The 13909-nt window shown below is 35.5% G+C and carries 11 protein-coding genes; 3 read left to right on the top strand and 8 right to left on the bottom strand.

Features of this window, described 5'->3' with window-relative positions; all coding sequences use genetic code 11:
- The first annotated feature begins 107 nt into the window (after positions 1-107).
- Positions 108-1367: a BaiN/RdsA family NAD(P)/FAD-dependent oxidoreductase gene (locus A33S_RS0100840; RefSeq protein WP_009381979.1), complete on the top strand. Its 1260-nt coding sequence runs from the start codon at positions 108-110 to the stop codon at positions 1365-1367.
- A gap of 45 nt (positions 1368-1412) precedes the next feature.
- Here the strand turns inward: A33S_RS0100840 and A33S_RS0100835 are convergent, their stop codons facing one another.
- From A33S_RS0100835 to A33S_RS0100810, 6 genes are all read right to left on the bottom strand, one after another.
- Complete coding sequence (locus A33S_RS0100835) at positions 1413-2591, bottom strand: DUF418 domain-containing protein (protein ID WP_009381980.1); 1179 nt, start codon at positions 2589-2591, stop codon at positions 1413-1415.
- Positions 2592-2932: 341 nt separating this feature from the next.
- Positions 2933-4783, bottom strand: a complete 1851-nt coding sequence (locus A33S_RS0100830; RefSeq protein WP_017176449.1) for a Rib/alpha-like domain-containing protein — start codon at positions 4781-4783, stop codon at positions 2933-2935.
- A 121-nt stretch (positions 4784-4904) separates the two neighbouring features.
- Positions 4905-6179, bottom strand: a complete 1275-nt coding sequence (locus A33S_RS0100825) for a putative Ig domain-containing protein (protein ID WP_017176448.1) — start codon at positions 6177-6179, stop codon at positions 4905-4907.
- A 301-nt stretch (positions 6180-6480) separates the two neighbouring features.
- The gene (locus tag A33S_RS0100820; protein ID WP_009381983.1) at positions 6481-6792 is read right to left on the bottom strand and encodes a rhodanese-like domain-containing protein; all 312 of its coding nucleotides are present in this window, start codon (positions 6790-6792) and stop codon (positions 6481-6483) included.
- An 18-nt stretch (positions 6793-6810) separates the two neighbouring features.
- Entirely contained in the window at positions 6811-9228 is a 2418-nt protein-coding gene (leuS, locus tag A33S_RS0100815) for a leucine--tRNA ligase (protein WP_026048941.1), read from the bottom strand.
- A 268-nt stretch (positions 9229-9496) separates the two neighbouring features.
- Positions 9497-10681, bottom strand: a complete 1185-nt coding sequence (locus tag A33S_RS0100810; RefSeq protein ID WP_009381985.1) for an MDR family MFS transporter — start codon at positions 10679-10681, stop codon at positions 9497-9499.
- Between the two features lie 99 nt (positions 10682-10780).
- On the opposite strand from A33S_RS0100810, the gene mnmL reads away from it, so the two are divergent.
- Both mnmL and mnmM read left to right on the top strand, forming a co-directional pair.
- Positions 10781-11734 carry a tRNA modification radical SAM protein MnmL/YtqA gene (mnmL, locus tag A33S_RS0100805; RefSeq protein WP_009381986.1) on the top strand — a complete coding sequence of 318 codons (954 nt, stop codon included), beginning with the start codon at positions 10781-10783 and terminating at the stop codon, positions 11732-11734.
- Positions 11731-12291: a tRNA 5-(aminomethyl)-2-thiouridylate-methyltransferase MnmM gene (gene mnmM, locus A33S_RS0100800; protein ID WP_009381987.1), complete on the top strand. Its 561-nt coding sequence runs from the start codon at positions 11731-11733 to the stop codon at positions 12289-12291. The genes mnmL and mnmM overlap by 4 nt, the downstream gene beginning before the upstream one ends.
- A gap of 65 nt (positions 12292-12356) precedes the next feature.
- Here mnmM and A33S_RS0100795 read toward each other — a convergent pair whose 3' ends face one another.
- Both A33S_RS0100795 and A33S_RS0100790 read right to left on the bottom strand, forming a co-directional pair.
- Positions 12357-12767 (bottom strand): transcriptional regulator, SarA/Rot family, encoded by a 411-nt coding sequence (locus A33S_RS0100795; protein ID WP_009381988.1) that lies wholly within the window; start codon positions 12765-12767, stop codon positions 12357-12359.
- A gap of 123 nt (positions 12768-12890) precedes the next feature.
- Positions 12891-13844, bottom strand: coding sequence for an L-lactate dehydrogenase (locus A33S_RS0100790; RefSeq protein ID WP_017176447.1), 954 nt, complete (start codon positions 13842-13844; stop codon positions 12891-12893).
- Positions 13845-13909: the final 65 nt, after the last annotated feature.

Genomic DNA, 13909 nt, shown 5'->3' with positions numbered 1-13909 from the left:
TCAATTTTATATTTTATTTAATCATAACACCGATATGTATTTAGATACTACTTTTTTTCCATATCACATTACTATAAAATAACATTATATAGAATGGAGGACAAAAAATGTATCAAACTATAGTCATAGGTGGCGGACCCAGTGGACTTATGGCAGCTATAGCTGCAAGTTCAAGCGGTCAAAGTGTCTTGCTTTTAGAAAAGAAAAAAGGACTTGGTCGTAAACTGAAAATTTCTGGTGGTGGTCGTTGCAACGTAACCAATCGTTTACCTTATGATGAAATTATTCGCCATATCCCTGGAAATGGAAAGTTTCTCTATAGTCCCTTTTCCATTTTTGACAATCATTCAATCATCGACTTTTTCGAATCTCGTGGTGTAAAGCTAAAAGAAGAAGATCATGGTCGTATGTTTCCAGTTTCAAACAAATCTCAAGATGTTGTAGATACGCTGATTCAAACTCTAAAACTTCAAAATGTTGAAGTGATTGAAGAATGCACCGTTGCGAAAATAAAACACCATGAAGGTCAAATCCAAGGTATAGAAACTATAGATGGTCAGTTATTCGAATGTCGCACTGTCATTATAGCAACTGGTGGTACCAGTGTCCCCCATACCGGTTCAACTGGTGATGGTTATCAATTTGCTCAATCACTTGGTCATACGATTACTGAGCTTTTCCCAACTGAAGTGCCGATAACATCGAGCGAGCCTTTTATTAAAGACAAACGTCTTAAAGGATTAAGTCTCAAAGATGTTGGCGTATCCGTCCTCAAGAAAAATGGTAAAAAGCGAATCACACATCAAATGGATATGATTTTTACACACTTTGGAATTAGTGGTCCCGCTGCATTAAGATGTAGCCAGTTTGTTTATAAGGAACAAAAGAATCAAAAGAAACAAGACATTAATATGCAGATCGATGCTTTTCCAGAAATGAACCTTGGTCAATTACAAGAAGAAATTACGAAACGCCTTAAGAATGATAAAGACAAATACATTAAAAATAGCCTTAAAGGATTTATCGAAGAACGCTATTTAATGTTTATGCTCGAGCAAGCTGATATTGATCCAAATACTACGTACCATCACCTTTCCCCTCGTAAAATCGAGGACCTTTCGAAAATGTTTAAGGGCTTTACCTTTACAGTGAATGGTACCTTATCTATTGAAAAAGCCTTTGTAACTGGCGGTGGTGTTTCAATTAAAGAAATTGAACCTCATACGATGATGTCTAAAATCACACCTGGCTTATTCTTATGTGGTGAAGTATTAGATATTCATGGTTACACAGGCGGCTATAATATTACGAGTGCGCTCGTGACTGGTCATGTAGCCGGTTATTTCGCAGGTTTATATGAAGATTAAATGAAAAGGGTCAGTGACTTAAGTTTAAGTCGCAGACCCTTCTTTTTATGCTTGCTTATATTTGTCGACGCCCTTCTTCATGAGTTTACGCGTAAATGTTTCAAATGGACCTTTGATACCCTTTTTCTCCATAAAGTAAGCGAGTGCAATTGTACAACACCACATTAAAAAGCTAAAAGGTAATAGCGTGATTTTATTTAAGTATTGGCTTAAGTTTAAGCCTAGAGGTGATAGTAAAATAACGATAATCGTTTCATGTAAGATATAGAACGTTAGAGAACGTTTACCCATGGCTGCGATTGCAGTTGGGATAACTTTAGACATATTCACCTTAGGACCTATAAGTCCGAATAATGAAATAAAGAATAACCCACACGCATAACCCGTTACGACTTGGAGTCCAAATAAGAAACCAACATAATATAAACTAGAATCTGTAGCGCGCTCAACAAATACCAGTGGTAAAGCACCTATAACAGTAATCGCTAAACCGATAAGCATGTACTTTTTAAGACGTGATTGGTTCTCTTTAGAGTAAACTAATAATTTTTCTTTAGCCATCCACATCCCTATTAAAATCGGTGGAATGACTGGTAATAAAACATGAATAACAATCGGAGTCATTGGTACTGCTAATAAACGCATACCAAATGTTGTGAAATATGTATCTTCTGGTGCGAAATCAATATTTAATTTAAAGTTTCCTGCTAGATGAACGTAGAAACTCCAAATGATAGGTACATAAATCGCTGATATAACAGTTGTCCAAATAATTAATTTCTTAATTTGTTTCGGACTCATTTTTAATACACCAAGTAAGATTAAACCAGCGATTCCGTAAGACATTAAAATATCTAGACCACCAACGAAAGTGATTAATAAAATACCCATTACAATTAGGATGTACGATCTAATTTGGATACCTTTCGCATTAAGCATATGACCATCTAATCGGTCTTTATGCCTTTTGTTGTAACTTAGAATTAAACCATAACCAAATAAGCAAGCAAATAAATTTCGCGAACGGTTTGTAACAAATGCATACATAAATAAATCAACGAAATTTTCAACCACATTGTGGTTAGCTGCTAAACCTATAGCATATGGATTTAAAACATAAATAGGAACATGCGCAAGTATGATAAAAAGCAACATGGTACCTCTTGCTAAATCAAGCCCATGAATGCGCTTGTTTTTCTTTAAGTTCTTTTCAGAAGTAGTCAAGGCTTTTCTCCTCTTTCACAAAAGATTTTATTATTCAGTTGTAATATGTTGGAAATTTCAAATATTTAAATAAAAAAAATATTTGGGCTATGTATGTGTATTTGAAATTAAATCTTCCTCCAATCACTCTAACACGCTAACTTTTAGGCTTTCTATACTGAATATGAAGATTTTGTTAAGTTCAAATACTAACACTTACATGCTAATAATATTTTGTTCCTTTTTTTCCAAAATAAAACATTGCACAAAACAAAAAAAAGCCTTATTAAATGCGTGCTGATGCACTGCACTTAATAAAGCTATTTAATACATTTGGGCGTAATGAATTGACCAATTCACGATTAACGATCGAATGGTAAAACTTTAACGTATATATAATGTGTCTCAACGCTACCATTTGGAAAGGTTACATCAATACCTAGACAGTGAAGACCAATAGCCATTGTTTCTGTATCTACCAAGAATTCAAAATGATAACGATCATTAAATGCCTTAAAATTTTCAACGACATCTTCAATCTTTAATCTATCACCTTGATAAAGCATCATCCCCTCTTTAAAAATCGGTTTTAAATAGGTCTTAGACTCTGGTTCTTGAATGAGTTCTGAAACGTCTATTTTATCTATCGAGCAATCTGGATAATTTACAACAACCTTTAAATCATCTTTGAAGTCAAAGGTCGTGCCCTGAGGTAAGTAGGGATTTAAATAAGCCACATCTTTAAGAATACGATTGATTTCATCTTGTTTTAATGACGAGCGAGATTGAACTAAGTATGACCGTTCTGGTTTCAAGATGTGATAAATCTTATTGTAAGGTATGATGGTAACTGTCGCTTTATGATAGCGTTCACTATGATCTGGAAATACAACTTTTACTTCAACCAATTTATCACCTGGCGTCGTTACATCAACCACGTTATTAATGCGAGCTTCAGTACCATAAGGCAAGACCTCAGAATTAAATATAAACCATCTCACATCAAGCTCATTACTTATATGAGATGTGATATGATCTTCAAATTTAATTTTTATTTTCTCACTTAAAAGCCCTTCCTTAATAAGCAAAGATTTATTAATCGTCGTCATGGAATCATCATGATATTGAATGTTTAAGTTCAAATCGTCATCTATTTCTAAAGTAGCTTTATGACGTAATTCAGGATTCTCAGATAAAAAGTGTTTTACTACTTGCTGCTGTTCGCTAACCGTTAGAATTTCTAAATTATCAACGATTGTTTTTGTTGGTATTTTGAGTGGCGTACTTTCAGCTAACGTCATCGCTTGAATTAACTTATTATGCTCAATATTTAATATTGAATCATCATTAAACGAAACCGTAATACTACCATCAACTTCTACGATAACCTGACTTTCATCTAAATGATGATTTAACGCTAAGAAATGATGCAAGATGTCATGTTTTTCTTGAAGCGAAAGATCCCCTAGTTGCTTAACTTTTATCTTAGGAGGTATTCGGATCGTCGTCATTTCCGCTATCGATTTAGCTTTGAACAGTCTTTGATGCCCTAAATTGATAGTCGATTGGTCATGGAACTTAATACTTAAATTACCGTTCATATGAAAGATGAGTTCACCCTTATGAAGCAAATGAGGGTTCTCCTCAATAAATCGCGCTCTAACATCATCAATATCTTTTACAGATAAGTGATTAATATCTTCTACTTTTAATACTTCTGGAAAAGTAAAATCTATCGACTCCGCCATAGTAATGGCTTTAATATAGCTCTTATTCTTTAAATACTTATAAGACATATCTTTAAATTTAACTAATAATGAGCCATCTCGTTCAACATAAACTGTAGAGCCTTCTGGCAGGTGTTCATTTCGACTTAAGAAAGCTGTGTGAACCATGTTACGTTCTTCTTGAGACAGATAATTAATATTTTGCACTTTTACTTCTGTAGGCATATTAAGATGAACTAATTCAGCATGTGTCTTCTTGATAAATAATTTCTCAGCACTAATTGTTATTGTAGAGAAGTCAGGAAACGTTATCGTAATAATACCCTTCTCAGAAATGACAGTTTTGGTTCCATTAGGAAAATGCGGATTAGCATGTTTAAAACAGGCAAGAACGTGGTCTAAATCATGTTCTTGAAAATGGTGTAAACTCCCTACTGGCAAAGGATTTGAATAATGTATTTTTATAGATTCATTCAATGGTTTCATGTTGTTTATAGCTACCACATCCTTAGTCGTACATACATATCCCTTAGTTGGATTAGGATGTACGTGCTTAATAAAAAAGCTAGAAGGCTAACATAGACCCTCTAGCTTTAAAGTGTATGGATTAGTTCTCTTTACGACGTTTAGATAAAAATACTGCACCCGCTACTAAAGCTGCAATTCCAAATACCGTAGCATTTGAAGAAGTTTCTAAACCTGTCTTAGGTAACATTTTCTTAGCTTTTTCTTCTTTAGAATCTTTCTTCATGTCTTTAGATTCTTTCTTAGCTTCTTTAGTCGATTTATCTGTTACAGAACCTTTACCAGACTGAGCTTCTTTTTTAACTTGTGCTTCGTAAATACTGTCTGTTCTTGTAGAGTCTTTCATATCTTTGAACGTACCGTCTTCGATGTCGTCATACTTCATAAGTTTTTCTTTGTCTACTTTAACAGCTGTAGATGGTTTAGATTCTAAGCCATCCTTATCGTAAGTAACGGCTGTAATTTCTTTGTCATTTCCGAGTAAAGTAACTTCAAACTTAGCTTTGCCTTCTGTATCTAGTAAACCTTCGGCAATTACGACGTCATCCTGATTGAAGATAACTACATAAGCTTCAGGTACTCCTGAAACAGCTATATCAGCAAGTCCTTCTTTATCTTTGAAAACGACATCTGTAATTTTAGGCGCGTCAATTTTACCATCTCCGACTTGGATTAAGAATGATTTACCTTGCAATCTATCCTTAGTTAAAGACGCAGTTACTTGTACTGTAAATAAACCTTCTTCAGTTGGTGTACCTTCAATGATGCCTGTAGCTTCAGTAAACGTCACACCTTTAGGTAAACCTGTTACTTTAGCAGATAGAATCTTTTTAAGATTTACGCCTTCTTTATAAATGTTTACTAACTTAATTGGCTCACCTTTGTTAACTTTCATAAATGGAATATCAGCAAGTTTAGATACACTCTTACTTTCTGGAGCAACCTTTAAAAGAAATTGGTGAACATCTGATTTATTACCAGCTTTATCATTCACCTCGACAGAAACCGTGAAATCACCTTGAACTACTGGTGTACCTACGATCGTAGCATTTTCATTGTTATAAACGACACCACTTGGTAGACCACTTACTGCAATGCCTTCAACCCCTACATTGTCTGTAGCTACAACGTTAATTGGTTTAAGATCTTCTCCCACTTTACCAGTTTGCTCACCAATAGCTTGTACGACTGGTTTTTCAGTATCCGTTTGTTTAACAGTAGGGTTATCTTCTGCCGCTTGTGCATCGTTAGCCACACCTAATCCTCCAATAAATAATACTGACGCTAATACAGTTGAGAAAGTGCCGATTTTGTACTTACGAATTCCAAAAGTGTTAATGTTTTGTTTACCTTTCATGTTGATCTCCTCACTCTTAAGATGTTGATTCTAGGTATAACTGATGCGTAAAAATTGATTTACAGCAGTATAAAGGGATGAATGGCTATAGAAATTAAATACGTATCAAAATTAATTTTCACCGCAATCAAATTATATAACAATAGTATATTATGTTATGAAATAAATCAAGCATTTATTTTAGAAATGATTATTTGTGCTAAAAATTTAACAACTTTACAAATGAAGCCACAGTATTCACGCCAAAAAAAAGAACACACTGCAATGATTTGCAATGTGTCCTCTATAATATAATCAAATATTAAACGCCTTTTACTTCAAGGCCTTCATCACCGTATGCCTTCATGCCACCTTCAACGTTAACAGCATCGATACCTTTATCGTTAAGGTAGTCAACGACTTTAGCACTACGCACACCGCCAGCACATACGATATAATAAGTGTCCTTTTCATTAAATTCGTTTAGGTTGTCAGGAATCTCACCCATCTTAATATGCTTAGCATCTGGAATCATACCCATTTGAACTTCCTCATCCTCACGTACATCTACAATATTAACTGGAGCGTTATTGATGATTTTATCTTTAAGTTCATCTGCAGTAATAGATTTCATAAATAAACATCCTTTCTATTATTTTGCTACAATATTGACAAGTTTTTGAGGAACTGCAATAACCTTCTTAATATCTTTACCCTCTATAGCTTGTTTCACATTCTCATTTTCTAAAGCAACTTGTTCCATATCATCTTTAGAAAGATCTTTGGCAATTTGTAATTTCGCACGGACTTTACCATTAACTTGAACAACAATTTCTACTTCATTATCTACAAGTAAGTTTTCATCAAATGAAGGCCATGGTTCATAAGCAATTGTTTCACTATGGCCAAGTAATGACCATATTTCTTCACCAATGTGCGGCGCGATTGGTGCAAGCATTTTAATGAAACCTTCAGCGAAATCCTTGTTAATTTCGTTCGCTTTATTGCCCTCGTTCACGAACACCATTAATTGACTGATTGCCGTATTAAACTGAAGTTGATCGAAGTCAGACGTTACTTTTTTAACTGTTTGATGGTACGTTTTTTCTAACTCTTTTCCACCATTTGTAACAATCTTATCTGAAAGTGTGCCATCTTCTTTTACGAAAAGACGCCATACACGGTCTAAGAAACGTCTTGAACCATCTAATCCTTTTTCACTCCAAGCGATTGAAGCATCTAAAGGACCCATAAACATTTCATAAAGACGTAACGTGTCTGCACCATGAGACTTAATAATATCATCAGGGTTTACAACGTTACCTTTAGATTTACTCATTTTCTCGTTACCTTCACCAAGAATCATACCTTGGTTAAATAATTTTTGGAATGGTTCTTTAGTAGGTACAACACCAATATCATAAAGCACTTTGTGCCAGAAACGTGCATACAATAAGTGTAATACAGCGTGTTCGACACCACCAATATATAAGTCAACTGGTAACCAGTGTTTAAGTTTTTCAGGATCAGCTAACATTTCATCATTATCAGGGTCGATGAAACGTAGGTAGTACCAACAACTACCCGCCCATTGTGGCATTGTATTTGTTTCGCGACGACCTTTCATACCTGTTTCAGGATCTTCCACGTTGATAAATTCATCAATGTTCGCAAGTGGTGACTCACCTGTACCTGATGGCGCGATATGATCTGTCTTAGGTAGTATCAATGGTAATTCATTTTCAGGAACTGTTGTCATAGAACCATCTTCCCAGTGGATAATCGGAATTGGTTCACCCCAATAACGCTGACGGCTGAATAACCAATCTCGTAATTTATAGTTAACTTTCTTCTCGCCTTTACCTTTTTCTTCAAGTAAAGTAATTGCTTTAGAAATAGCCGATTCATTTTCTAAACCGTCTAAATCACCAGAGTTAACGTGTTTACCATCACCTTGGTAAGCTTCTTTAGAAACGTCTCCACCTTCAATGACTTCCTTAATAGGTAAGTCGAATGTTGTCGCAAATTCGTGGTCACGTTCATCATGTCCTGGAACCGCCATTACAGCGCCTGTACCATATGACGCTAATACATAATCAGCAATCCAAATAGGTAACTTCTCACCAGATAGTGGATTAATACCATAAGCACCAGTAAAGACGCCAGTCTTCTCTTTAGCTAAATCCGTACGTTCTAAATCTGATTTTTTAGCCGCTTCATCACGGTACGCTTGTACTTTATCCATTTGATCTTCACTCGTAATTTTATTTACAAGTTGATGTTCAGGACTTAATACTAAGAATGATGCACCATAAATCGTATCAGGACGTGTCGTAAAGACTTCAATATTTTCATCATGGCCATCTACATCATATACGACTTTCGCACCTTCAGAACGACCAATCCAATTACGTTGCATATCTTTAATAGATTCTGGCCAATCAAGATCTTCTAAATCTTCAAGTAAACGGTCAGCGTATTCTGTAATTTTAAGTACCCATTGTTTCATTGGACGACGAATTACAGGATGACCGCCTCGCTCAGAAACGCCATCAATGACTTCCTCGTTAGATAACACTGTACCAAGTTCTGGACACCAGTTAACTGGAATCTCGTCTACGTAGGCTAAACCTTTTTTATAAAGTTGGATGAAAATCCATTGCGTCCATTTATAGTAGTTAGGATCAGTGGTACTTACTTCACGACTCCAATCATAACTAAAACCTAGCTCTTGGATTTGACGCTTAAACGTTTTAATATTTTCTTTCGTAAATTCACTTGGATCGTTACCAGTATCTAGCGCATATTGTTCAGCTGGTAAACCAAATGCATCCCAACCCATAGGATGTAACACGTTATAGCCTTGCATACGTTTATATCTTGAAACGATATCTGTCGCTGTGTAACCTTCAGGATGTCCAACGTGTAATCCAGCACCTGATGGATAAGGGAACATATCTAAGGCATAAAATTTCTTTTGACCTAAGTTATCTTCCGCTTTGAAAGTTTGATGCTTTTCCCAATAGTCTTGCCATTTCTTTTCAATTTCATTATGGTTGTAATTCACCACTTGTCCTCCTATTCAATAAAAAAATCACCTCAAACTATTTAAGTATTCAAAGGGACGATGAAACACCGCGGTACCACCCTTTTTCACATATGTGCACTCAAACGTTTAAGATGATTTTCGACATTTTATTTCGATTGGTAAGTTCACCTAAAAGAATACGCTAGTTTACACCACCACTAACTCTCTAAAGAATTCTCTTTAAGTTACTACTCCTATACAATTAATATCTTATTTTAAAACATTTCATATTTCAAGTATTGAAATTGGTTTAAGATGATTTAAAGTCTGAAGGTGAAAGTTTTCTGTCGAATATTTGTATGAATATAAATGAGATAAGCAATAACCCAATCATACTAAAGAACATGATTTGCATGTTAAATGCATCAACTAAGACACCGCCAATTAGTGGTCCGAATGCTTTTCCTATAGTAGAAGCCGAGTTCGTGATACCTTGATAAACACCCTCACGACCTTTAGGCGCTAAATAGTTCGCAATCGTAGGTACTGCTGGCCAAACAAACATTTCAGCAAACGTCATGATCACCATACCGACAACGAAGATACTAAATTGCTGAGCAAAACTTGTTACGATAAACGACAGAATAAAGATGAAGATACCAATCGTCATTTGTAATTTCAGTCGATGTTTCAATCTTGAAACGACCGGTGCAATAATCGGTTGCCCTAGTAAAATTAAGCCACCATTAATCGTCCATAATAAACTATATTGACTCATTGATATATTTAGCGATTGTGTAAATGATGCAATTGTTGTTTGCCATTGTACATAACAAATCCAACATAATACGAACATGACACACAATGTAATCAAGGCATTAAAACGCTTTTTGTTTTGTACGTGCGTCATTCCTTCAAACGTTTCATTCTGCTTGACAGTGGCGTTGTACTTAATTCTAAATTTAAATAAAGCGATAAAAAAGAAAGTTACATACATGAGCAAGTTAGCCATAAAGATATAGTTAAAGCTAAGCTCTGCTACGATACCTCCGAGTGCTGCACCTAATGCAACGCCGATGTTCTGCGCGAGGTAAATCGCATTAAACGTTGTCCGTCCACCTCTTGGCCAAGAAGCTGCAGCTAAAGCGAATATTGCTGGAACAATCATACCGCCACCAAAGCCAAGTATAATCAGCCATATCGCATACCATGGCCAACCGTGGAATAGATTAAGCAATATCGTACTCATCAAACTTAAACTGGTTCCTAACATAATGGTAAAGAAACCACCTATTTTGTCGAAAAGCGTGCCACCAAGTAGATTACCAACGACCATTCCTAATGAATTGACCATCAATACAACACCAGCTGTACTTAAACTCTTACCGAGTTCTTCTTTCATGTATATGGTATTTAATGGCCATAGAAAGCTTGCACCAGTGATATTAATGGCCATACCAATTACGAGCCACCAAACACTCTTAGGCATATTCATGTGTATGACTCCTTTCTCTTTTTTGTCGATTCATCCCCACTATACCATAATATATGTTAAAATCTTGAAATAGTATATCACAGAAAGGAATATCAAATTATGGGAAATCATTTTCCTTATGCTTTTGAAGATAAACGCTATCATACATGGAATTATCACTTAAAAAATAAATTCGGTCAAAAGATATTTAAAGTAGCTTTAGATGGCGGTTTCGATTGCCCTAATAGAGATGGTACTGTTGCCCACGGTGGTTGTACATTCTGTTCAGCTGCAGGTAGTGGTGACTTTGCAGGTAATCGTGCAGATCCAATCGAAGTTCAATTTAAAGAAATTAAGTCTCGTATGCATGAAAAGTGGCACGAAGGTCAGTATATTGCTTATTTCCAAGCATTTACGAATACGCACGCACCTGTAGAAGTACTTCGTGAAAAATATGAAGCCGCTTTAAGTGAAGAAGGCGTAATCGGCTTATCTATCGCAACTCGTCCTGACTGCTTACCAGATGATGTTGTTGAATATTTAGCAGAACTTAATGAGCGTACGTATCTATGGGTTGAACTCGGCTTACAAACAGTGCACCAAGAAACATCAGATTTAATTAATCGCGCCCACGATATGGATTGTTATTACGAAGGTATCGCCAAGTTACGCAAACATAACATCAATATATGTACACATATCATCAACGGTCTACCTGGCGAGGACTACGATATGATGATGGAGACTGCTAAAGAAGTTGCGCAAATGGATGTCCAAGGCATTAAGATTCACCTTCTTCATCTTTTAAAAGGCACGCCAATGGTCAAACAATATGAAAAAGGCATGCTACAATTTATGACTCAAGATGAATATACGAACTTAGTATGTGATCAACTTGAAGTTTTACCTAAAGAAATGATCGTACATCGTATTACAGGTGATGGACCAATCGATTTAATGGTCGGACCAATGTGGAGTGTCAATAAATGGGAAGTACTAAACGATATTGATAAAGAATTAGCAAACCGTGATTCAGCTCAAGGTGCTAAATTCGAGAAAAAGGTAATCCAATGATTGTTGAACGCATTCTTCCCTTTGCTAAATCTTTAATCACATCACATATTTCTGAAGATAGTATTGTTATCGATGCAACTTGTGGTAATGGTTTGGATACACATTTTTTAGCTCAACAGGTTCCTGAAGGACATGTTTACGGCTTTGATGTGCAAGAAGTTGCGATAAAGTCAACTCAAGTCAAAGTATCCTCATTTGAAAACGTTACCCTATTCCAAGAGAGTCACGAGCACGTAAAATCATGTATTCCGCATCACGATCACCAAATTAACGCTGCTATCTTTAACTTAGGTTATTTACCTAAGGGCGACAAATCCATTACGACTAAGAGCCATTCAACTATAGAGGCGATTAAAAACATTTTTGATATCTTAACGGTAGAAGGCATCATAGTTATCGTGATCTACCCAGGGCACGACGAAGGTAAAATTGAAAAGGATGATGTACTTCAGTACCTTGAGTCATTACCACAAGATAAGGCACACGTACTTAAGTACGCATTTATTAATCAGAAAAATAACCCGCCATTTGTTTGCGCCATTGAAAAGAGAGCATAAAAAAACAGGGTCGTTGACGGTTTGGATGTCATATTCCAAATCATCAACGACCCTATTTGTATGGCTTATATTTTACAAGTATCGATAATTGCTTTTAAGTTATTGACTAAGGCATCTTCTTGAGATTTAATCTCTTCACAAGTATACGTAACAAGGGCATCTTTTTTATCTTTAAAGTCTTCATTGAAATGAATAATAACTGTACGCTCGTCGTTTTCAGGGCGTTCTTTATAAATCCATTTCTTTTCTACTAAATCATTAAAAGTGCGTGTACGTTTATATGATTTAACCTTAACATACTTATCCATTTCTTTTAGTGTCATTGAACCCTTGTGCCATAATGTTATAAGTATTAAGAATTCGTCTTTAGTTAATTTATATTCTTTTTCAATACTCTCAAAGATTGTATCGATATCTTTTTGTAATTCGTCAAGTAATACGACATCACTTACGTTATATTTTGGTGTACTTGCCATACTTAGCCCTCCCTATAAAGTATATATATAGGTTTATACCCCAAAATAATATTTTTTAACCATGATATTTATTTAAATAATTAATTTTAGGCTACATTTTAGTAAATTATACTAAGTAAGCTTTTATACAAGGTGTGAAACTGAATCTTGAATTTCTTTTAACACACTTACAGAGTGATTGAATTGTTCTGTTTCTTTTTCATTAAGTGGTACCTCAATAATATTACGCGCACCATTTTTGTTAACGACAGCTGGAACACCTACATAAACATCTTCTTCTCCATATTCACCTTCTAAATAACTTGAAACCGTTAATACGTGATTTTGGTTACGTAAGATTGCTTTAGTGATGTGCATTAAGCCCATAGCTACGCCGTAGTACGTCGCGCCTTTTGCTTTAATGATGTCATAAGCTGCATCGCGCGTCTTAACAAAAATTTCATCAATGAGTTGAGATTTCTCTGGATCTTTCTTTAAGATATCATATAGTGGTTGGCCAGCGATATTCGCATTTGACCAAACTGGTAATTCTGAGTCACCATGCTCACCAATAATTTGCGCGTGAATACTTGATGGTGATACGTTAAATGTCTCACTTAATAAATACTTAAATCTCGCTGTATCAAGAATAGTTCCTGAACCAATAACACGTTCTTTAGGTAGTCCTGATGTTTTTAAAGTTACGTAAGATAACACATCTACCGGGTTTGTAGCGATTAAAAAGATACCATCAAATCCGCTTGCCATGATTTCAGAAACGATTGATTTAAAGATCTTAGTATTTTTTTCTACTAATTGAAGGCGTGTTTCACCAGGCTTTTGAGCTACCCCTGCACAAATGACTACTAAATCTGCATCCTGACAGTCTTTATAGTCACCCGCTTTAACTTTCACAGGTGACATGCCGTAAGGTGCACCATGATTTAAATCCATTACATCCCCTAATACTTTCTCTTTGTTTAAATCAATGATAACAAACTCATCTGCAACACCTTGGTTGACCATCGCAAATGCATAACTTGATCCAACAGCACCATTACCTACTAATACAACTTTTTTACTTTTTTGTGACTCCATACTTACTTTCCTCTCCCATTTACATATAGTTATGTGATTTATTTCACAAACTAATTATAACAAGT

Origin of the sequence: Staphylococcus massiliensis CCUG 55927 (assembly GCF_000298075.1) — a bacterium.
Classification (GTDB): domain Bacteria; phylum Bacillota; class Bacilli; order Staphylococcales; family Staphylococcaceae; genus Staphylococcus; species Staphylococcus massiliensis.
This window is presented reverse-complemented; position numbering and strand designations above follow the sequence as displayed.